Annotated in this window: 22 protein-coding genes and 4 tRNA genes; 13 read left to right on the top strand and 13 right to left on the bottom strand. The window is 67.9% G+C overall.

The features are described from left to right. Positions 1-32 precede the first annotated feature (32 nt). From gspF to gspG, 11 genes are read right to left on the bottom strand one after another with little or no spacing between them, the layout of a single operon-like run. On the bottom strand, positions 33-1,247 hold the full coding sequence (gene gspF, locus R4823_RS02200; RefSeq protein WP_087838401.1) for a type II secretion system inner membrane protein GspF: 1,215 nt from the start codon (positions 1,245-1,247) through the stop codon (positions 33-35). A gap of 14 nt (positions 1,248-1,261) precedes the next feature. Continuing rightward, positions 1,262-2,686: a type II secretion system ATPase GspE gene (gspE, locus tag R4823_RS02205; RefSeq protein ID WP_087838400.1), complete on the bottom strand. Its 1,425-nt coding sequence runs from the start codon at positions 2,684-2,686 to the stop codon at positions 1,262-1,264. Beyond that, on the bottom strand, positions 2,683-5,187 hold the full coding sequence (gene gspD, locus R4823_RS02210; RefSeq protein WP_243724516.1) for a type II secretion system secretin GspD: 2,505 nt from the start codon (positions 5,185-5,187) through the stop codon (positions 2,683-2,685). Before gspD ends, gspE begins: the two co-directional genes overlap by 4 nt. 4 nt (positions 5,188-5,191) lie before the next feature. Then, positions 5,192-5,935 (bottom strand): type II secretion system protein N, encoded by a 744-nt coding sequence (gspN, locus tag R4823_RS02215; RefSeq protein ID WP_087838399.1) that lies wholly within the window; start codon positions 5,933-5,935, stop codon positions 5,192-5,194. Beyond that, complete coding sequence (gene gspM / locus R4823_RS02220) at positions 5,935-6,516, bottom strand: type II secretion system protein GspM (protein ID WP_087838398.1); 582 nt, start codon at positions 6,514-6,516, stop codon at positions 5,935-5,937. Before gspM ends, gspN begins: the two co-directional genes overlap by 1 nt. Further along, positions 6,513-7,916, bottom strand: coding sequence for a type II secretion system protein GspL (gspL, locus tag R4823_RS02225; protein ID WP_165963154.1), 1,404 nt, complete (start codon positions 7,914-7,916; stop codon positions 6,513-6,515). The genes gspM and gspL overlap by 4 nt, the downstream gene beginning before the upstream one ends. Continuing rightward, a complete protein-coding gene (gene gspK, locus R4823_RS02230) occupies positions 7,913-8,872 on the bottom strand; it encodes a type II secretion system minor pseudopilin GspK (RefSeq protein ID WP_243724517.1) in 960 nt (319 codons plus the stop codon). Before gspK ends, gspL begins: the two co-directional genes overlap by 4 nt. Positions 8,873-8,913: 41 nt before the next feature. Next, on the bottom strand, positions 8,914-9,528 hold the full coding sequence (locus tag R4823_RS02235; RefSeq protein ID WP_087838396.1) for a prepilin-type N-terminal cleavage/methylation domain-containing protein: 615 nt from the start codon (positions 9,526-9,528) through the stop codon (positions 8,914-8,916). Continuing rightward, positions 9,525-9,896 (bottom strand): type II secretion system minor pseudopilin GspI, encoded by a 372-nt coding sequence (gene gspI, locus R4823_RS02240; protein WP_087838395.1) that lies wholly within the window; start codon positions 9,894-9,896, stop codon positions 9,525-9,527. The genes R4823_RS02235 and gspI overlap by 4 nt, the downstream gene beginning before the upstream one ends. After that, positions 9,883-10,434: a prepilin-type N-terminal cleavage/methylation domain-containing protein gene (locus R4823_RS02245; RefSeq protein ID WP_087838394.1), complete on the bottom strand. Its 552-nt coding sequence runs from the start codon at positions 10,432-10,434 to the stop codon at positions 9,883-9,885. Before R4823_RS02245 ends, gspI begins: the two co-directional genes overlap by 14 nt. Further along, positions 10,406-10,849 (bottom strand): type II secretion system major pseudopilin GspG, encoded by a 444-nt coding sequence (gspG, locus tag R4823_RS02250; protein WP_165963155.1) that lies wholly within the window; start codon positions 10,847-10,849, stop codon positions 10,406-10,408. Before gspG ends, R4823_RS02245 begins: the two co-directional genes overlap by 29 nt. 147 nt (positions 10,850-10,996) lie before the next feature. Between gspG and R4823_RS02255 the strand changes: the two genes are divergently transcribed. Continuing rightward, positions 10,997-11,434 (top strand): hypothetical protein, encoded by a 438-nt coding sequence (locus R4823_RS02255; RefSeq protein ID WP_207958638.1) that lies wholly within the window; start codon positions 10,997-10,999, stop codon positions 11,432-11,434. Positions 11,435-11,628: 194 nt separating this feature from the next. Here R4823_RS02255 and hppD read toward each other — a convergent pair whose 3' ends face one another. Continuing rightward, positions 11,629-12,732 (bottom strand): 4-hydroxyphenylpyruvate dioxygenase, encoded by a 1,104-nt coding sequence (gene hppD, locus R4823_RS02260; protein ID WP_087838392.1) that lies wholly within the window; start codon positions 12,730-12,732, stop codon positions 11,629-11,631. A gap of 153 nt (positions 12,733-12,885) precedes the next feature. Here hppD and R4823_RS02265 point away from each other — a divergent pair, with 153 nt between their 5' ends. Continuing rightward, positions 12,886-13,362: an Lrp/AsnC family transcriptional regulator gene (locus R4823_RS02265; protein ID WP_087838391.1), complete on the top strand. Its 477-nt coding sequence runs from the start codon at positions 12,886-12,888 to the stop codon at positions 13,360-13,362. A gap of 27 nt (positions 13,363-13,389) precedes the next feature. Here the strand turns inward: R4823_RS02265 and R4823_RS02270 are convergent, their stop codons facing one another. Next, a complete protein-coding gene (locus tag R4823_RS02270) occupies positions 13,390-14,364 on the bottom strand; it encodes an NAD(P)H-quinone oxidoreductase (RefSeq protein ID WP_338617251.1) in 975 nt (324 codons plus the stop codon). Between the two features lie 144 nt (positions 14,365-14,508). Between R4823_RS02270 and R4823_RS02275 the strand changes: the two genes are divergently transcribed. The 11 genes from R4823_RS02275 (at position 14,509) to rplL (ending at position 20,073) form a co-directional block, all read left to right on the top strand. Continuing rightward, positions 14,509-14,595: transfer RNA gene (locus tag R4823_RS02275), tRNA-Tyr, on the top strand. Positions 14,596-14,723: 128 nt separating this feature from the next. Further along, positions 14,724-14,797: transfer RNA gene (locus R4823_RS02280), tRNA-Gly, on the top strand. Between the two features lie 70 nt (positions 14,798-14,867). After that, a tRNA-Thr gene (locus tag R4823_RS02285) sits at positions 14,868-14,942 on the top strand. Positions 14,943-14,994: 52 nt separating this feature from the next. Further along, positions 14,995-16,185: an elongation factor Tu gene (tuf, locus tag R4823_RS02290; RefSeq protein WP_087838324.1), complete on the top strand. Its 1,191-nt coding sequence runs from the start codon at positions 14,995-14,997 to the stop codon at positions 16,183-16,185. Positions 16,186-16,293: 108 nt separating this feature from the next. Then, positions 16,294-16,369: transfer RNA gene (locus R4823_RS02295), tRNA-Trp, on the top strand. A 122-nt stretch (positions 16,370-16,491) separates the two neighbouring features. Then, on the top strand, positions 16,492-16,872 hold the full coding sequence (secE, locus tag R4823_RS02300; RefSeq protein ID WP_087838389.1) for a preprotein translocase subunit SecE: 381 nt from the start codon (positions 16,492-16,494) through the stop codon (positions 16,870-16,872). An 18-nt stretch (positions 16,873-16,890) separates the two neighbouring features. Continuing rightward, positions 16,891-17,424, top strand: coding sequence for a transcription termination/antitermination protein NusG (nusG, locus tag R4823_RS02305; RefSeq protein ID WP_087838388.1), 534 nt, complete (start codon positions 16,891-16,893; stop codon positions 17,422-17,424). Between the two features lie 134 nt (positions 17,425-17,558). Further along, a complete protein-coding gene (gene rplK / locus R4823_RS02310; RefSeq protein ID WP_087838387.1) occupies positions 17,559-17,990 on the top strand; it encodes a 50S ribosomal protein L11 in 432 nt (143 codons plus the stop codon). Between the two features lie 2 nt (positions 17,991-17,992). Further along, positions 17,993-18,697, top strand: a complete 705-nt coding sequence (gene rplA / locus R4823_RS02315) for a 50S ribosomal protein L1 (protein WP_087838386.1) — start codon at positions 17,993-17,995, stop codon at positions 18,695-18,697. A 292-nt stretch (positions 18,698-18,989) separates the two neighbouring features. Then, positions 18,990-19,511, top strand: a complete 522-nt coding sequence (rplJ, locus tag R4823_RS02320) for a 50S ribosomal protein L10 (protein WP_087838385.1) — start codon at positions 18,990-18,992, stop codon at positions 19,509-19,511. A gap of 178 nt (positions 19,512-19,689) precedes the next feature. After that, positions 19,690-20,073: a 50S ribosomal protein L7/L12 gene (gene rplL, locus R4823_RS02325; RefSeq protein WP_087838384.1), complete on the top strand. Its 384-nt coding sequence runs from the start codon at positions 19,690-19,692 to the stop codon at positions 20,071-20,073. Positions 20,074-20,154: the final 81 nt, after the last annotated feature.

Consider the following 20,154-nt stretch of genomic DNA (forward strand, 5'->3'; position numbering starts at 1 on the left):
CGGCGGCGCTGGCGCCGCCGGTGCAACGTGCGCTAGCGCACGAGCTGGTTGATTTCGATGATGGGCATCAACACCGCCAGTACGATCAGCAGCACGAAGCCGCCCATCAGCAGGATCATCAGCGGTTCGAGCAGTGCCGTCAACGCCATGGCGCGGCGCTCGACCTCGCGCGACAGCGTCTGCGCCGCGCGTTCGAGCAGCTCGGGCAGGGTGCCGGTCTTCTCGCCGCTGGCGGTCAGGTGCACCAGCAGGGGCGGAAAGGTCTTCTGTACCTGCAGCGCCGAGGCCAGCGATACGCCCTCGCGCACGCGAGACGTGGCGTCGTCCACGCTGGCCCGCAGGCGGTCGTTGCCCAGCGTCTGGCGCGACGCGTCCAGCGCCCGCAGCAGCGGTACCCCGCTGCCGGTCAGGATGGCCAGGGTGGAGGCGAAGCGGGCGGCGTCCAGGCCCAGGATGAAGCGGCCGGCCAGCGGCATCTTCAGCAACCGGGTGTGCCAGGCCAGTCGCGTGGCGGGCGCGCGCAACATCATGCGCCAGCCGGTCAGCGCGGCGGCAAGGACCAGGGCGACCAGCCATCCCCAGCTGCGGACGAAGTCGCTCAGGCTCAGCATGACGCGGGTCAGCATGGGCAGTTCCTGGCGTGCCTGCGAAAAGGCGCTGACGACCTGCGGCACGACGTAGCCCAGCAGGAAGATGACGATGCCGACCGATACCAGGGCGACCACCGCGGGATAGATGAAGGCGGTCAGGACCTTGATGCGCAGGGCGTTGCGTTCCTCGATGTAGTCGGCCAGCTTCTCCATGACGTGCGCCAGGTCGCCGGACTCCTCGCCCGCCGCCACCAGGGCGCGGTAGATGTCGGGAAAATCGCGCGGCCGGGTGGCCAGCGCGTCGGCCAGCCGGTGGCCCGCCCGCACGTCGGCGCGCACGGCGGCCAGGACCTCGGATACGTGCTTTTTCTCGGATTGTTCGGCCGTCGCGGTCAGCGCCGCGTCCAGCGGCAGGCGGGCCGCCAGCAGGCTGGCCAGTTGCCGCGTCGCCCAGGCCAGTTCCGAGTCGGACATGCGGGGGCCGAACCAGCCGCGGCTTGCGCCGCTGCTGCGCTGGGCGCCGGCCTCCTCCACGGCCAGGGGCGTCAGCCCCCGCGCCCGCAACTGGGCGCGCGCCGCGCGCGGGCTGTCGGCGTCGATCATCCCACGGTCGAGCTTGCCCAGTGCGTCGGCGGCTTCGAAGCGATACGAAGGCATGTCAGCCCTTCCTCCTACACATCCCGTGTTACCCGCACCACTTCTTCAGGCGAGGTCGTGCCCGAATCGATCCAGCGCTCGCCGTCTTGCCGCATGGTGCGCATGCCGGCCGCCTGGGCGGCACTGCGCAGTTCCTGCTCGCCCGCGCCTTCATGGATCAGTTGCCGCTGCGTGTCGTCCACGGTGTAGAGCTCGTGGATGCCGGTGCGGCCGACGTAGCCGGTATGGCTGCACGTGGCGCAGCCCACCGGCCGGTACACCGTGCGGCCGTCCGGCTCGGTGTGCGGCGCCTTGCAGTCGGGGCACAGGCGCCGCACGAGGCGCTGTGCCAGCACGCCCAGCAGCGAGGACGACAGCAGGAAGGGTTCCACGCCCATGTCGGTCAGGCGGGTCACCGCGGACACGGAGTCGTTGGTGTGCAGCGTCGCCAGCACCAGGTGGCCGGTCAGCGAGGCCTGTACCGCGATCTGCGCGGTTTCCAGGTCGCGGATCTCGCCGATCATGATCACGTCCGGATCTTGGCGCAGGATGGCGCGCAGCGCGAGCGCGAAGCTCATGCTGATCTTGGAGTTGACCTGGGTCTGGCTGATGCCGGGCAGGTCGTACTCGATCGGATCTTCCACCGTCAGGATGTTGGTGGTGGAGGCATCGAGCCGGCCCAGCGCGGCGTACAGCGTGGTGGTCTTGCCGCTGCCGGTGGGGCCGGTGACCAGGACGATGCCGTGGGGCTGGTGGATGAGCCGGTCCAGCTGTTGCAGCAATCCGGCGTCCATGCCCAGGCGCGACAGCTCGAGCCGGCCCGCTTCCTTGTCCAGCAGGCGCAGCACCGCGCGTTCGCCGTGCCCAGTGGGCAGCGTGGATACCCGCACGTCGATGGGACGGCCCCCCACGCGCAGCGCGATGCGGCCATCCTGCGGCAGGCGCTTTTCCGAGATGTCGAGGTTGGCCATGATCTTGATGCGCGAGATCAATGCCGCGTGCAGCGCCTTGCGCGGGCTGACCACGTCGCGCAGCGTCCCGTCCACGCGGTAGCGCACCACCGAGTGGGTCTCGAAGGGCTCGATATGGATATCGCTCGCTCCGTCGCGCGCGGCCTGGGTGAACAGCGCGTTGATCATCCGGATGACGGGCGCGTCGTCCTGGGTTTCGAGCAGGTCTTCCACTTCGGGGATATCCTGCATCAGGCGCGCCAGGTCGATCTCGTTCTCGGCGGCGCCCACCACTGCGGCGGCGTCGCCGGTGTCGGCGTAGGCCGCGGTCAGGCGGGTTTCCAGTTCGGCGTCGGAAATCCGCGCGATGCGCACCGCGCCATGGCGGCGCTGGACCTCGGCGATGGCCCAGGCCGGCGTGCGCGGGCTGACCGTCAGCAGGTTGCCGTCGGGCCGCATGCTGAGCAGTGCCCGCTGGGCGCGGGCCCACGAATAAGGCAGCGGATTCATGGCCGCGTCACGATCTCGGCGGCATAGCCCAGGTCGCGCAGGGCCGCCAGTGTCGTGTCCACCGTGACGCGGTCGCGCGCCACGCGCATGCGCACGTCCCAGCGCTGCGCGTCGTCGTGGACCACGTAGGCGCTCATGCCGGCGTCGGCCACCCGGCGCGCCGCCAGTTGGGCTTCGCTTTCCGAGGGCGCGCCGAACACCTGGAGCACGATGGTCGGGTCGGTCGATTGCAGGGCGGAGACGTCGCGCGGAATGGTCGTGGGGGGCACGTTGCCCGCCCCGGCGCGGCCGCTCTGGACGGGATCGCCCACGCCCGGCACGCGCGGCGGCAGCTGGGGCGCCTGCATGTCGGGCAGCAGCCAGTGCGAGCCGGGCTGCGCCTGGGCCTGCTGCGCGCGCATGTATTCGTAGCGGTCGATCATCAGGCTGCTTTGCGAGCCGCCTTCGCGCACCACGTAGGGCCGCAGGAACACCATGAGGTTGGTCTTGGTGCGCTTGCGGTTGTCGTAGCGGAAGAGGTTGCCCAGCACGGGAATGTCGCCCAGCCCCGGCACCTTTTCCACGCTGCCGGTGACCTGGTCCTGGATCAGGCCGCCGATGACGATGATCTGGCCGTCGTCCACCAGCACGTTGGATTCGATGGCGCGCTTGTTGGTGATGATGCCCGCGCTGTTGGACTTGCTCTCGTCGACGCTGCTGACTTCCTGGTAGATGGTCATCTTCACCGTGCCGCCTTCGGATACCTGCGGCTTGACCTTGAGCGTCAGGCCCACGTCCTTGCGCTCGATGGTCTGGAAGGGGCTGACGGTGGACGTGCTGCCGGTCTGCGCGTACTGGCCGGTGATGAAGGGCACGTTCTGGCCGATGATGATGCTGGCCTGTTCGTTGTCCAGGGTCAGCAGATTGGGCGTGGAGAGGATGTTGCCGCCGGCCTGGGTTTCCAGGGCACGGGCCAGGAAGCCCAGGTTGGTGACCTGGCCGATGCCCGGGATGTTGACCGAGCCCTTGGCGATGCCGATGCTCAGGCCCTTGCCGATGGAGCCTATGTTCTGTGCCGCGCCGATGATGTTCGAACCCGTGCCGCCGAAGCTGGTGCCGCCCACCACGGCGGTGCCGTTTCCCGCGTTCAGGTTGCCCAGCCCGGTCAGCCACTGGATGCCGAACTCGGCGGCGGTCTCGGCCGAGACTTCGACGATCAGGCTTTCGACGAAGATCTGCGCGCGGCGCACGTCGAGCTGGTCGACGATCTCGCGCAGGCTGCGGTAAAGCGGCTCGGGCGCGGTGATGATGAGCGTGTTGGTGGTGGCGTCGGCCTGCACCGTCGCGCCGCCGCCCGTGAACACGGTCGAGCCGGCCTGGGTCGTGCCGCTGCCCAGGGTGCTGGAGCCGCCCAGCCCGGTCGCGCCGCCCAGGGCGCCGGACGTGCCCGAGGTATTGGAATTATTGCCGAGGGACGAGGTGTTGTTGCCCGAGAGGCCGGTCGAGCCGCCCAGGCCCGTGCCGAGGCCGCCGCTCATCCCGCCGCCCAGGCTGCCGGTACCGCCCATCGTGCCGGTGCCCGACTGCCCGGTCAGCACGCCGCGCAGCACTTCGGCCAGCTTGACCGCTTCGGCGTTGCGCAGGTAGACGACGTGCATGTTCGTGGCACGGGCGGCTGGGTTGTCCAGCTTGGCGATCAGGTCGCGCGCGAGCTTGTTGCGCGCCGGGCTGCTGGCCCGCAGCAGCACACTGTTCGTGCGCGGGTCCGCCACCGCGGTGATCCGCTGCGTGGCGTCGCCGCCGGTACCCGGGTCGAGCAGCTTGGTGACCAGCGCGGCCACGTCGGTGGCGATGCCGTACTTGATCTCGATCAGGTCCGTGGCGATGGCCGAGGGCGTATCGACGCTGGCGATGACGTTGGCGATGCGCTTGAGGTTGTCGGCGTAGTCGGTGATGACCAGCGTGTTGTTGCCCGGGTAGGCGTTGATCGGGTTGTTCGGCGCGATCATGGGCCGCAGCACGGGCACGAGATTGGTCGCGCTTTCGTAGTTGAGCTTGAACACCTGCGTGACGAGCTGGCCGCTGTTGGCGCCGGCGCCGCTGGTGACGGGACTGCCCTGCAGCTTGGCGTCGGCTTCCGGAACCACCTTGCTGACGCCATCCACTTCCACCACCGCGAAGCCCTGCATGCGCAGCGCGCCCAGCAGCATGCGATAGGCCGTGTCGCGGTTGACGGGGTTCTCGGAAACCAGTGTCAGCTGGCCCTTCACCCGCGGATCGACCAGGAAGGTCTTGCCGGTGAACTGCCCCAGCGCGCGTACCACCGCTTCCAGCTCGGTGTTGACGAAGTTGAGCACCACGCCGTCGGCCGCCGAGGCATTGGCGGGGCCTGCGGCGGCGGCCGCTCCGGCCGGCGGTACGGCCAGCGCCAGCATGGCCGAGGAGACCGCCGCGGCCAGCGTCCGGGCGAAGGGTGCCGGGGCCGGTCGGTTGCGGAAAGGGGCTTGGTTGAGCATAGGCATGATGTTAGCGGCCGATTTGCAGGATGGAATCGTCGCCCGAGCGGCGACCCAGCGCCGATAGCGTGCTTTGCAGCGCGGCGCGGGCCTCGGGCGAGGCATTGGGGGCGGGGCGGGCGACCCCGTTGAAGCGGAAGCCGGTACGCGCGGCCCAGCGTCCGGACCCTTCCATGGTCAGGGGGCCGGACAGCGTGGACAGCGCGAGCGCGACGGCGCCGCCGGCTTCTCCGGTCAGGCGCGCGCGATAGTGGCCGATGGGCCGCAGCAGCGACAGCGCGGTACCGGCGTCGCTCCACTCGGCGTCCAGGAGCTCGCCGGGCGGAATGCCGCCGTTGAGCCGCAGGGACGGCCACTTGAGCCGCAGGTCGCCGGTGGGGCGCAGGGTGTTGAAGGGCGCGCCCAGCTGCGCCAGCGTCGAGGCGGGGAGCTTCAGCGTGCGGCCCGACAGCAGGAAGCCGTTGGTCTGCAGGCGCAGCCCCAGCGGGCCGTCCAGCCAGGGATGGCGGATCTCGACCGCCGGGCCGCCGTCCCATGTCGTCTTCCATTCGACGGGCGTGGGCAGGGTGCTGCGGGCCTCGGGGAAACCGAGGGCAAGCAGCGCGCTGCCGCGCCAGATGGTGCCCGAGGCGTCGACCACCGCCACCGGCCATTGGGCGGGCAGGATCGCGATCAGCCAGCGGGCCGGCAGTACCGCCAGGGCGGCGGCCAGGGCCACCAGGACGCACAGGAGGATCTTGAGCCAGGTGCGCATCAGCGGCCCTGTCCGGCCGTGGCCGGGGTGAAGACCAGGACGCCCGACGCCTTGCCCGTCAGCAGGCGTCCGTTATCGTCCGTGGGGCGTTCGAGATCGGCTTGCGCCAGTTGGAGGCGGGTGCGGCCGGGCACCGAGGCCAGCCACTGCATGAGGCCCGCGGCCTGCACCCGGTCGACGGTGACCTGCCAGGCATCGCCGCTGGTGCCCGCCGGTGCGTCGGCGGGAGCGACCTCGGCGGCGATGCCGGCGCGCTCCAGGCTCTGGGCCAGGGCCTGGCGGGTTTCGTCGGCCGTCATCCGGCCGCTGGTCACCCGCTGCAGGCTGCGCGCCTCGGTCGTCAGCGCGTCGACGCGGGCCGCCTGCGTGCGCAGCAGCGGCAATTGCGCTTCCAGTCGGTTGGCGCGGGTCCAGGCGGGTTCGATGAACAGCAGGAACACCAGGGCGATGCCGGCCACCGCGCCGGCGATGCTCAGCAGGCGGCGCTCGCGCGGTGCGAGCCGGGCCCAGCGCCGTCCGGCGTCTTCGCCCAGCCGGGCCAGCGCCGGCGGCATGGAAAGTTTGAAAGCGGGGAGATTCATCGTCGCGGGTTGTCCTGTTGAATGCGCACGCCGCCGCCCTGGGGCGCCGGGCGCGTGCCCCCGTCCTGGCCCGCGCTGGCGGCGGAGCGGATGGTCCAGACGCCGTCGTCGTGCGTGACCTGCAGGCCCAGGCCCTCGGCGCGCTGCAGGATGGCCGGATCGATTTCCATCCGGCTGGCCACGGGCGCTGCCGTGGGCGCGGGCGCGGCGGCCTGTTCCCGGCGCTGCATGAGGCGCCGCAGGCCATGCGTGGCCTGTTGCTGCTGCGTTGGCGCCGGTGGCGGCGCGGCGCCGGCCTTGGCGACCATGCCTATGCCGTCGTCCACCAGCTCCAGCTTCAGTTCGCCCTGGGTGTAGCGCAGCGCGACGACGTTGTTCGTGGCGGCCGGCAGCAGTTGCGTGGTCGCCAGCGCCAGCGGCAGGAAATCGGATGAGCCGAATTCGCCGCCCGCGGCTCGCAACGCATCGCGCCGCTGTTCGGCCTGGCGCAGCGGATCCAGCACCACGGGAATGTCCGGGAACGCCGTCTTGACCTGGGTGGCCATGCGCTGGCGCAGGGCGACTTCCTCGCGGCCCAGTTGCCAGGCGTGGATGTTCAGGCCCACGAGCCACACGGCGGCCGCGCCGGCCGCCCAGGCGGCCGGCTGGCGCCACGGCGAACGGCCGGAGCGATGGGGTTGCAGGTCGGCCAGGGCCAGCGACCACCCCGGAAGCACGCCCTGCCAGCGCGCCCCGGTGGGCAACGCGCGCCGCTCGGTCGCCGAGAGTTCGGGCCAGCCCGCGGGCTGCGGGTCGATCCAGCCGACGACACCGGGCGCATCCTGCTCGAGCGCGGGCAGCAGCGCCGCCACCGCCGGATCGGCATCGGTCGTCGCGAACGGGTCGATGGCCCAGACCTGGCCGGCCTGGGGACCGGTGCGCACCACCACGTGGTCGTCGCGCACCAGCACGGTCCAGCCCGTGTCGGTCAGCGGCAGGGCCAGCGGAGCCGGCACCAGGGCGTCGGCGGGCAGGCCGCTGTCGGCCAGCAGCCGCAGGGCGCGCGCAAGCGGCTCGCGGGCCGCCCAGGCCACGGAGACGGAGCCATCGCCGGCGCGGGCGCCGTGGGCGACCGCCAGGCCTTCGATGTCGCCCAGCAGCATGGGCTCGACCGCTCCGGCGACGGCGGCCTGCAGCCGGTGCGTGGGCAGGGGCGGCACCGTGACGGTGGTCAGCACGCTGTCGGCCGGGTGCAGGATGCCCTCGACGCGGCTGGGCGGCACGGCCGCGGCCAGTTCGGCCAGCGGCAGTTCGCCCGTCCGCTGGACGGCATGCTGCCGGTCCAGCAGCGCGAACGCCACCCGCGAGTCGGCATGCAGCAGGGATAGGGCGGGCAGCTCTAGCCGCAACGTTGTCTTCAATTGGTCTCCCTCTTCCAGACCACGGTGGGTGAATTGGCATTGGCCCGCGAGACGAGCGCCTGCATTGTGACGGCAGCGCGCTCCAGCGTCACGGTGCCGGAAACCATGAACCACTTGCTGGCGGTGACGATCTGCGAGTCGCTGATAGTAATGTCAGGATTGGCCAGGCGGTTGCCGAAATCGGCACGGTCGTTGAACCAGGTGCCGGCGTTGCGCTGCTCGGTCAGCGCGCGGGCCTGCGCCAGCGACAGGCCCGGCACCACCGCCGCCAGCACCTCGGCGGGGGCCGTGTTGGCATTGACCGCGGTGGTTTCGGGCAGCACCGTGACGTAGGGGCGCAGGGCTTCGATGGTCTTTTCGTCCACGTCGGTGATGCCTTCCAGGTCGTCCACCGTCCGTATCATCGGGGCGGAAGGGCCGCGGCCCTGGCTTGCTTCCCCGTTCTGGCCGGTTCCCGTGCCGCTGCCCGTACCCGTTCCTGTTCCCGTACCCGTTTCTCCGGAAGTGCCCGGCACCGCCTGCGCGCTGGCGATCCGCACGGCGATCCGCGGCGCCAGGCTGCCGGGCAGGCCCAGCATCGCGCACAGCCGGTCCAGGGCCGCGATCTCCATGGGCTGCGGCACGCCGGCCTTGGCCAGGTTGCGCAGGTTGTACTTGCCCTGTTCATCCTCGATGCGGCCGGAGAACAGGGCCACCCGGTCGTCCCCGGGGCGGGTGATGCGGGTATCGGCCACGGGCGTGGCCCACAGCTCGCCCAGGCGCGTGGTGTTGTTGCGGCGGGCGTCCTCGCGCAGGACCAGCCGCGCCCAGTCCAGGCCGCCCAGCAACAGCCAGCGGGCCTGGATGCGGGCCTGTTCGTTCTCGACCGCCCGCACCGACGCCGCCTGGCGCTGGAAAAGGCCGGTTACCAGCACGGCCACGGCGGCCACGATCAGCAGCGCGCTGATTACCGCCATGCCGCGCTGCCGGCGCCTGGCGCGAGGGTCGGGCCGCCGCGTCATTCGAGCACCACCACGCGGCGATAGCGTTCCACGCGTTCGCCGGTCCGGCGTTCGGCCGACAGCTCCAGGCCGGTGAACGGGGTGCCGGTGGCGGGAAAGGGGGTATTGATCCAGCCCTGGCCGGGTACCCAGGCGCGTATGACGAAACGCGTCACGCCGCCCAGGATCGCCGCGCCGCCGCCCGCCGCGGGCAGGGGATAGAGGCGGGCCGAGGCGCCGGCCGCGCGGCGCAGCACCGTGCCGTCCAGGAACCAGACGACGCGCTGCCAGCCGGCCGGATCGGCGGCGTCGGCGCGGATGATCTCCAGCGTGGCCGAGGCGTCGGGCGTTTCCTTGATCGTGATGCGCAGGCTTTGCGGCAGACGCGCGCCGGTGGCCGTGGCGGTGCCGGTGTCCAGCAGCGCGTCCGGCGCGCGCATCGCCAGGTCGCGCTCCATCTGGCCCAGCATGCGCGTGACGCTCTCGACCTCGTCGGCATCTCCCGCCAGCCGTCGCTGCAGGGCGCTGACGTTCTCCAGCCCGCGCCACGAGATGATGGCCACCACCGCCATCAGGGAAATGGCGACGAGGACCTCGATCAGCGTGAAGCCGGCCTGCGCGCGTCGGGTCATGGCAGCGCGCTCAGGAAGCCGTTGACCTGCGCCAGCACGCGGTCGGGATCGCCTTCGGGATGGACGCGGATCATCACCTGGCGGATGTTGGTGTTGTCCGAATTGGTGAATACCTGTTCGCACTGCATGGCCTGACCGCCCTGCGGGCAGTTGACCAGCTGGCGTCCGGGGCTGGGCATGAGGCGGGCCAGGCGCAGCTCGGCCAACTGGTTCTCGGCCTCGACCAGCGCCAGCGACTTGGCGCGCAGCGCGGCATTGTTCTGCGCGATCAGGCCGACCGCCCGTACCGACGCGGCCAGCGCCACGCCCACGATGGCCAGGGCGACCAGCACTTCGACCAGGGTGAAGCCGGCTTCACTGGACCGCATAGCGTCCCGCCTCGTCGCGCAGGATGGTCACGATCGCGTCGGCGTTGCGCAGCCTGACGATGAGCGGACCCGGAATCCACTCCGACGTGAATACGGGCGGGCCGGGCGGCTCGACCTGCACGGTGACCGGACCGTCGGCCCAGCGTCGTGGCCGCAGCAGTTCGTCGCGGCCGAAGGTGTCCAGCGTGGTGGAGGAGGTGCCCGCGGCCGTGACCGCGCCCGGCGTCAGCGCGCGGGCGCGGCGGACGAAGCGGTAGCCTTGCTCGTCCGCCTGCCAGGTGATGCGGCGACCGTCGGCGCGGACCTCGCCCTGGGCCACCGAGAACAGCTGGGCCAGCCGTTCGGCGTCGTCCCGGAGCAGCTTGCGGCGGTCGGGAAAGGCCCGGATGGTCACGGCCGCAGCGGCGATGCCGACGATCACGACCACGACCATCAATTCGATCAGCGTGAACCCCCGGGCGCGCCGGGGGCCTGCGCCGACGCCGCGGGCAGCGGGGCGGCGCCGGGGATCAGAGGTCCCAGGAACCGACGTCGGCATTGGCGTTTTCGCCGCCGGGCTGGCCGTCGGCGCCCAGCGAAAACACGTCGACGTCGGCGCCGTGTACGCCCGGGTTCAGGTATTGGTACGGATTGCCCCAGGGATCGGCGGGCAGGCGGTCGAGGTACTGCTTCCAGTTCGGAGGCACCTGTCCGGTCGCGGGCCGTTCGACCAGGGCACGCAGGCCTTGTTCGGTCGTGGGGTAGCGGCCGTTGTCCAGGCGGTACAGCTTCAGCGCCTGCATGATGCCGGAAATGTCCTGCCGGGCGGCAACCGCCCGGGCCTGGTCGGGCCGATCGAGCACCCGCGGCACGACCAGCGCCGCCAGGATGCCCAGAATGACCACGACGACCATGATCTCGATCAGGGTAAAGCCGGCCTGGCGCCGGGCGCGGATAGAGCGTGACCGTGTCACAGCGTAAACTCCGTGTCGTAATTTTTGCGGCACCTATTATCGCTGCTTTAGATGACAATTCATGATGCGGGTATCCCTGTCACATTCCCCCCGCAAAATGGACCGTTTTGACCGGCCGCGCCAAGGCGGCCCCTGCCGGAGTCAGTGATGCGGGTAATCCCCAGTCTCCCCCGATCGAGCACCTTCGTCGCGCTGCTGGCGCTCGCGGCGGGCATAGGCGTGTGGGGAGCCATCCTGCTGGCGCCCTCCCCCCCGCCCGCCCCGCCCACCGCGGTAAGCGACGGCGCCCTGCAGGCCGACACCGATCCGGTGGCCGGCTGGTTCGGCACCGGGGCCGGGGCGAAGATCCAGGTGGTGGTGGCGGGCCTCATCGCCGCCGGCCCCCGCGGCTCCGCGGTCCTGGCCATAGACGGCCGTCCCGCCCGCGCCTATGCCGTGGGCACCCAACTGGCCGAAGGCGTCACGCTGGCCGAGGTCCTGGGCGGCGGCGTGGTGCTGGACCAGGGTGGCCAGCGTGTCGAAGTCCAGGCCACCAAGCTCCCCCCGGTGGACGGCATCCGGACGGTAGGCTCCGCCCGGCAGTGAGACGGCCGGACGGCAAAACGCAAGTTTCCGCCCCGCCTCTCGGCATGCCGCACAGTTGGCAGTCAGCGATGGCAACGATGCTACGCCCCAAGACAGCGGCACTAGACCCAGGATGCGGTGGATCCGGCTCCGCCGGTCCACCCGCATCGCCCCCTGGGGGGCGCCCGTAAGGGCGTAGGGGGGGGCTTCTACCGCTATAACACCCCGCGCCGCATCTGATCCAGCTCGATCGATTCGAACAAGGCCTTGAAGTTGCCTTCGCCGAAGCCTTCGTCGCCCTTGCGCTGGATGATCTCGAAGAAGATCGGGCCGATCACGGTCTGCGTGAAGATCTGCAGCAGCAGGCCGCCGCCGGGCGCGCCGTCCAGCAGGATGCGGTTCTTCGCCAGCCGCGCGACGTCTTCGCCGTGGCCCGGCAGGCGCTTGTCCAGCAGTTCATAGTACGTGTCCGGCGTGTCCAGGAAGACCACGCCCGAGGCCCGCAGCGCCTCGACGGTGGCGTAGATGTCGTCCGTGCCCAGCGCGATATGCTGGATGCCCTCGCCGTGGTAGAGGTCCAGGTATTCCTGGATCTGGCCCTTCTCGTCGTTGCCTTCCTCGTTGATGGGAATGCGGATGCGTCCGCAGGGCGAGGTCATGGCCTTGGACTTGACGCCCGTGACCTTGCCCTCGATGTCGAAGTAGCGGATCTCGCGGAAATTGAACAGCCGTTCGTAGAAATCCGCCCACTCGCTCATGCGGCCCCGGTGCACGTTGTGCGTCAGGTGGTCGATCAGGGTCAGGCCGGCGCCGCGGTGGCCCGCGTCCTCGCTGGCTCGCGCCGGCTCCAGCGGCTCGAAGTCCACGTCGTAGATGTCGATGTCGCCGATCCCGCCGTTGCGGCCGTTCTTGCCGCGCCACCGGTCAACGAAATAGATCAGCGAGTCGCCGATGCCCTTGATGGCCGGGATGTTCAGCTCCATGGGGCCGCTGTGCCCGTCGAAGCCCCAGGCGCCCAGCTCCAGCGCGCGCTTGTAGGCCGCCGCCGCGTCGTTCACCCGGAAGGCGATCGCGCAGATCGAAGGGCCGTGCAGGCGAGCGAAGCGCTGCGCGAACGAGTCGGGTTCGGCGTTGACGATGAAATTGATGCCGCCCTGGCGGTAAAGCAGCACGTTCTTGTGGCGGTGGCGAGCGATCGCCTTGAAGCCCAGGCCTTCGAACACCTTGCCCAGGGCGGCGGGATCCGGAGCGGCGTATTCGACGAATTCGAATCCGGCGGTACCCATGGGGTTGTCCCAGGGCTGGAAGGGGGTGGTCATGGCTGTCTCCGCTGTGGCGCCGCGCGCCTCTGATCGAAAGGAATCCCAGACGGCATTGTAGGAATGATCGCGAGGCGAATGATTCCAAAGATTGCTCGAATAAAGGTGTTCTGAGCAATAAAATAAAAGAAATATAGGGAATCGGGGCGGAAGATGGCGGAAATTGAATTGGATCGGACGGACCGGCGGATCCTGGTGGAATTGCAGCGCGATGGACGCCTGACGAACCAGGAACTGGCCGAACGCGTGGCCTTGTCGCCCAGCCCTTGCCTGCGGCGGGTCCGGCGCCTGGAAGAGCGGGGGGTGATCCGCCAGTACATGGCGGTGGTAGATCCGGAAAAGGTAGGGCTGGGTCTCCTGGCCTACGTCAGCGTGCGCCTGCAGAAGCACGTCAACGGCGGCCACGCGCCCATCGAGCAGTTCGCCCGCGACGTGCAGGCCTGGCCCGAGGTCGTGGCCTGCTACGCGATGACGGGCGACATGGATTATCTGGTGCGCGTCCAGGTGCGGGACCTGGCGCATTTTTCGAAATTCGCGATGGATACGCTGATGAAGCATCCGTCCGTCGTGGACATCCGCTCCAGTTTCGCGTTGTCCACCATCAAGGAAGCGGTCGCCCTGGACCTGTAGGGCGGCGCGAGGGCAGCCGCGCCCGCATCAGGCCCGCACTTCCAGCAGCAGCTTGCCGATGTGGTCGCCCGTTTCCATGTCGCGATGGGCCTGGGCGGCCTGCGACAGCGGGTAGGTGCGCTGGATCACGGGCCGGATCTCCTTGCCCAGCAGCGGCCAGACCCGGGTGCGCAGGGCCTCGGCCACCCGCATCTTCCGGTCCAGCGGCAGCGGGCGCATCATCGAGCCGGTGATGCGTGCCTCTTTCTGCATGATGGCGCGCAGGGAGGCCTGGAGCGGCGCGCCCGAGCCGCCCGATAGGTGCACGATGCGGCCGCCGTAGGCCAGCGCGGCCAGGTTCTGTTCGGTGTGCCGCCCGCCCGACATGTCCAGCACCACGTCCGCGGCCAGGCCCTCGCGGGCCATGATCTCGGCGAAGGCTTCGGTACGGTAGTTGAACACCCGGCTGGCGCCCAGGGACTGCGCGAAAGCCGATTTCTCGTCGCTGCCGCTGGTGGCGTAGACCGGGTGGCCCAGCGCGCGCAGCAACTGGATGGTGAATACGCCGATGCCGCTGGTCCCGCCGTGGATGAGCGCCGTTTCGCCGGGTTGCATGGCGGCCACTGAAAAGAAGTTGTACCAGACGGTGAAGGCCGCCTCGGGCAGGCAGGCGGCCTGCTCGAGCGTGAGCGAGTCCGGCACGGGCAGCACCAGGGCGCGGTGGGCCAAGGCGTATTGCGCGTAGCCGCCGCCGTCCACCAGGGCGCAGACCGGGGTGCCTGGAGCGAGGTCGCGGACGTTGGCGCCCACGGCATGCACCCGGCCGGCCACCTCCAAGCCGGGAACGTCCGACTCATGGTCGTTGGGGCCGCGGGAGCGCTGGCCGCAATCGTGCCGGTTGACGCCGGCCCAGCTTACCTGGATGAGCACGTCGTCCGGGCCGGGGGCGGGAACGGGGCGATTCTCGGAAACGAGGACTTCGGGGCCGCCGGCGCGGCTGATGACGATGGCTTCCTGGTGCATGGGAGTATCTCGAAGGGGTGGGCGCGTCGGGCGCGGTGGCGTTTTCGTCTATATTAGCGAACTGCCCTGGGGACGGATACGGATAGGCCGGGAGCGTGAATTGACATTCGATTCAGACTCCTTCATAATCTTTCGTTCCCCGGCGGAGGGGTGCCCGAGTGGTTAAAGGGGGCAGACTGTAAATCTGTTGGCCTTGCGCCTACATTGGTTCGAATCCAATCCCCTCCACCAACGGCTTTGCTTTTCGGTGAAATTCGTGGCCAGTGGCTTGAAGCGTGCTGTAACTCAAGCGGCTGGTCAAAATTTTGGCCGGAAGGTTTGGCGGCGGTGGGGTCCGCGGCAGTAGCAGTACCAGGTAGGCGGGTGTAGCTCAATGGTAGAGCAGAAGCCTTCCAAGCTTACGACGAGGGTTCGATTCCCTTCACCCGCTCCAACGAGGTCGTCGCAGGCGCCCGGGTTTCCGGTGAGTTGCCGGACGGTCCGGTGATTGCAGTACAGAATTCGCCCATGTGGCTCAGTGGTAGAGCACTCCCTTGGTAAGGGAGAGGTCACGCGTTCGATCCGCGTCATGGGCACCAGTTTTTTTCGGTTCCATCCGTTATAGCAGGCATCCAGAGGCGGGAGTCAGCCATGGCAAAAGGCAAGTTTGAGCGTACCAAGCCGCACGTGAACGTGGGCACGATCGGTCACGTTGACCACGGCAAGACGACGCTGACGGCGGCGATCACGACGGTGCTGTCGAAGCAGTTCGGCGGCGAGGCCAAGGCGTACGACCAGATCGACGCGGCGCCGGAAGAGAAGGCGCGTGGGATCACGATCAACACGGCGCACGTGGAATACGAGACGGAGACCCGTCACTACGCGCACGTTGACTGCCCGGGTCACGCGGACTACGTGAAGAACATGATCACGGGCGCGGCGCAGATGGACGGCGCGATCCTGGTGGTGTCGGCCGCTGACGGCCCGATGCCGCAGACGCGCGAGCACATCCTGCTGTCGCGGCAGGTTGGCGTGCCGTACATCATCGTGTTCCTGAACAAGGCGGACCTGGTTGACGACGCCGAGCTGCTGGAGCTGGTGGAAATGGAAGTCCGGGAACTGCTGTCGAAGTACGACTTCCCGGGCGACGATACGCCGATCGTGAAGGGCTCGGCCCGCATGGCGCTGGAAGGCGACAAAGGCGAGCTGGGCGAGCAGGCGATCCTGCAACTGGCGGCGGCGCTGGACTCGTACATCCCGACGCCCGAGCGTGCGGTCGACGGAGCGTTCCTGATGCCGGTGGAAGACGTGTTCTCGATCTCGGGTCGTGGCACGGTGGTGACGGGGCGTATCGAGCGTGGCGTGATCAAGGTCGGCGAGGAAATCGAGATCGTCGGTATCAAGGACACGGTCAAGACGACGTGCACGGGCGTGGAAATGTTCCGCAAGCTGCTGGACCAGGGCCAGGCCGGTGACAACGTGGGTATTCTGCTGCGCGGCACCAAGCGTGAAGACGTCGAGCGTGGCCAGGTTCTGGCCAAGCCGGGTTCGATCACGCCGCACACGGAGTTCTCGGCCGAGGTGTACGTGCTGTCGAAGGAAGAGGGCGGCCGTCATACGCCGTTCTTCAACGGCTATCGTCCCCAGTTCTACTTCCGTACGACGGACGTGACGGGCACGATCGAGCTGCCCAAGGACAAGGAGATGGTGCTGCCGGGCGACAACGTGTCGATCACGGTCAAGCTGCTGGCGCCGATCGCCATGGAAGAAGGCCTGCGCTTCGCCATCCGTGAAGGCGGTCGTACCGTCGGCGCCGGCGTCGTCGCCAAGATCATTGCTTAAGACCCTTGTCCCGCGCCTGGCGCGGGACAAGACGTAGTGCGAAAGTACAGTAGTTGGCGGTAAAAGTTTGAAAGCCCTCCCTAAAGAATTCGGGGGGGCTTCATCCATAGGGGAATAGCTCAATTGGCAGAGCGTCGGTCTCCAAAACCGAAGGTTGTGGGTTCGATTCCCTCTTCCCCTGCCACTTCTCCCGGAGCCTGCGGGGTCTAGCCGCGGCTTCCGACAGAAAGCCCGGCGCGGCTTCTGCCCCGGGTGTTTTGCAAGCACCGTCACCGCCAGCAGGTCTGGCGCTGCCCGGACGAAAAGATGTCGAATCCAAACGTAGAAACCGTAACTAGCACTGCCGACCGCATCAAGCTGGGCCTGGCCATCGCGGCGTTCGTCGCTGGGCTGGTGGGGTTCTACGCCTTGGCAGGCAGCCCCACGATCGCCCGGGTGGGCGCCATCGTCGCCGGCGTGGTCGTTGCCCTCGTGATCGGCTGGTTCAGCGAGCCCGGGCGGCGCCTGGTCGCTTTCGGCCAGGATTCGGTCCAGGAAACGCGCAAGGTCGTATGGCCGTCCCGCAAGGAAACCATCCAGACCACCGTTGCGGTGTTCGCGTTCGTGGTGGTCATGGCGTTGTTCCTGTGGGTCACAGACAAGACCATCGAATGGGTGCTGTACGACCTCATTCTTGGTTGGAAATAACACGGCGGAAACGAGACGATGAGCAAACGTTGGTACGTTGTCCATGTCTATTCCGGCATGGAAAAAAGCGTCCAGAAGGCGCTGACGGAACGCATCGAGCGGGCCGCGCTGCAGACCTCCTTCGGTCGCATCCTGGTGCCCACGGAAGAGGTCATCGAGGTCAAGGGTGGCCAGAAGTCCATTACCGAGCGGCGTTTCTTCCCCGGCTACGTGCTGGTCGAGATGGATCTGACCGACGAGACCTGGCACCTGGTGAAGAACACCAACAAGGTGACCGGTTTCGTGGGTGGGTCGGGCAACCGTCCCACGCCCATCCCCCAGCGCGAGGTCGACGAGATCCTGTCGCAGATGGAAGAGGGTGTGGAGAAGCCGCGTCCCAAGATCCTCTTCGAGGTGGGCGAAATGGTCCGCATCAAGGAAGGTCCGTTCACCGACTTCAACGGCAACGTGGAAGACGTGAACTACGAAAAGAGCAAGCTGCGCGTGTCGGTCACGATCTTCGGCCGATCGACCCCGGTGGAGCTCGATTTCAGCCAGGTCGAGAAGTCCTGACCAGATATATGGCCGGATGGGGCGCTACGGTCAGCGCCATCCGGCTCGCGGCGTTCGCGCCGCGGACAACCCCGACCGTCAACCCCGGGGAGCAGGCCTGAACGGCCTGCGCAAGTACCCGCAAGGAGTCAAGCATGGCGAAGAAAATCGTCGGCTTCATCAAGCTGCAAGTGCCAGCTGGTAAAGCCAATCCGTCCCCCCCGATCGGTCCGGCGCTGGGTCAGCGCGGCCTGAACATCATGGAATTCTGCAAGGCGTTCAACGCCAAGACCCAGGGCATGGAGCCCGGTCTGCCGATTCCCGTGGTGATCACCGCCTTTGCCGACAAGAGCTTCACCTTCGTGATGAAGTCGCCCCCGGCGACCATCCTCATCAAGAAGGCTGCCGGCATCCAGAAGGGTTCGCCCAAGCCCCATACCGACAAGGTCGGCACGCTGACGCGCGCCCAGGTCGAGGAAATCGTCAAGACCAAGCAAGCCGATCTGACGGCTGCCGACATGGACGCCGCGGTTCGCACGATCGCTGGCAGCGCCCGTAGCATGGGCATCACGGTGGAGGGTCTGTAATCATGGCACGCTTGTCCAAACGTGTAGCCGCGCTGCGCGCCAAGATCGATCGCAGCAAGCTGTATCCCGTCGCCGAAGCGCTGGCGCTGGTGAAGGAAACCGCGACCGCCAAGTTCGATGAGTCCATCGACCTGGCCGTGCAACTGGGCATCGACGCCAAGAAGTCCGACCAGCTGGTTCGTGGCTCGGTGGTCCTGCCCGCCGGTACCGGCAAGTCGGTGCGCGTGGCCGTGTTCGCCCAGGGCGACAAGGCCGAGGCCGCCAAGGCCGCTGGCGCCGACATCGTCGGCATGGAAGACCTGGCCGAGCGCATCAAGGGCGGCCAGATCGACTTCGACGTGGTCATCGCCTCGCCCGACACGATGCGTGTCGTCGGCGCGCTGGGCCAGATCCTGGGTCCGCGCGGCCTGATGCCGAACCCCAAGGTCGGCACCGTGACGCCCGACGTCGCCACCGCCGTCAAGAACGCCAAGGCCGGTCAGGTCCAGTACCGTACCGACAAGGCCGGGATCATTCACGCCACCATCGGCCGTGCCTCGTTCAACGTCGAACAGCTGCAGAGCAACCTGCTGGCGCTGGTCGATGCACTGAACAAGGCCCGTCCGACGACGGCCAAGGGTATTTACCTGCGCAAGCTGGCGGTGTCGTCCACCATGGGTGGCGGTGTCCGCGTGGACCAGGCCTCTCTGACGGCCAGCCAGCAGTAATCGCAGGGCAACAGACTTTGGGCTGCATCGTGCGCGAGGCGCAAGCCGGACGCGCGGTGCTGCTGTCAAAGACCGCTGGAGTGAAACCGGAATCCCTGGCTTGCCAGGTACCCGGGGGATCTTAAAACCGCGACTCGCGGGCAGGCATGGAATGCTGTCCGCCCAAGCACGGATCCAGCGCAGACGGCGCTCCCAGGAAGAATTCTTTATCCAAAGAAGTCGACCAGGTTCGCCGCATTCGGTTGACGCAAGGGGTGGTATCCCGAGCGTCTTATGATGGAGTGTTCAAACCGTGAGTCTCAATCGTCAAGAGAAAACGGTGGTCGTCGAAGAGATCTCGGCCCAAGTCGCCAAGGCTCAATCGATCGTTATCGCCGAGTATCGTGGTCTGGACGTCGCTTCCGTCACCGTACTGCGCAAGCAAGCACGTGAATCGGGCGTTTACCTGCGTGTTCTGAAGAACACGCTGGCTCGCCGCGCTGTGACCGGCACCCCCTTCGAGGGACTGTCGTCGCAGTTGACCGGTCCGCTGATGTACGCCATCAGCGCCGATCCGGTCGCGGCCGCCAAGGTCCTGTCCGACTTTGCCAAAACCAACGACAAGCTCGTTCTGAAGGGCGGTGCCCTGCCGAACGGCGTCATGTCCGTCGAAGGCGTCAAGGCTCTGGCCTCGCTGCCCTCGCGCGAAGAGTTGCTGGCGAAGCTGCTGGGCACCATCCAGGCGCCCGTTGCACAGTTTGTGCGTACGCTCAACGAAGTTCCGACCAAGTTCGTGCGTGGCCTCGCGGCCGTGCGCGACAAGCAAGCGGCGTAGCCGCTTGCTTGCGGTGAAGGCTAACTTGACGCGCAGCGGCAAGTTAAGGCCCGAAGGGCCGGCCGGAACCACAACGGGATGTATGGCTTGAGATAGCTCTGGTCAACGTCCCCCGGAATCTCGTGACACGAAGCGACACCCAATACCTGGTATCAAATTCATTGGAGTTTTAAACAAAATGGCACTTAGCAAAGCTGAAATCATCGACGCCATCGCCGGCCTGACCGTCCTGGAACTGTCGGAACTGATCAAGGACCTGGAAGAGAAGTTCGGCGTGTCGGCTGCTGCCGCCGCTGTGGCTGTCGCCGCTCCCGCCGCTGCCGGTGGCGCTGCCGCCGCTGCTGAAGAGCAGACCGAGTTCAACGTGATCCTGGCCGAAGTCGGCGCCAACAAGGTCAACGTCATCAAGGCCGTGCGCGAGCTGACCGGCCTGGGCCTGAAGGAAGCCAAGGACCTGGTCGACGGCGCTCCGAAGCCCGTCAAGGAAGGCGTTGCCAAGGCCGATGCCGAAGCCGCCAAGAAGAAGCTCGAAGAAGCCGGTGCCAAGGTCGAAGTCAAGTAATTCGATCCTTGCCGGTACCCGGTGGCCGCTGAAAAACGGCCTCCGGGTTTTTGCGTTTTTGGAAATGGGCTTTTAAAGCCT

The organism is Pigmentiphaga sp. CHJ604 (genome assembly GCF_036972535.1).
GTDB classification, from domain to species: Bacteria; Pseudomonadota; Gammaproteobacteria; order Burkholderiales; family Burkholderiaceae_B; genus Pigmentiphaga; species Pigmentiphaga daeguensis.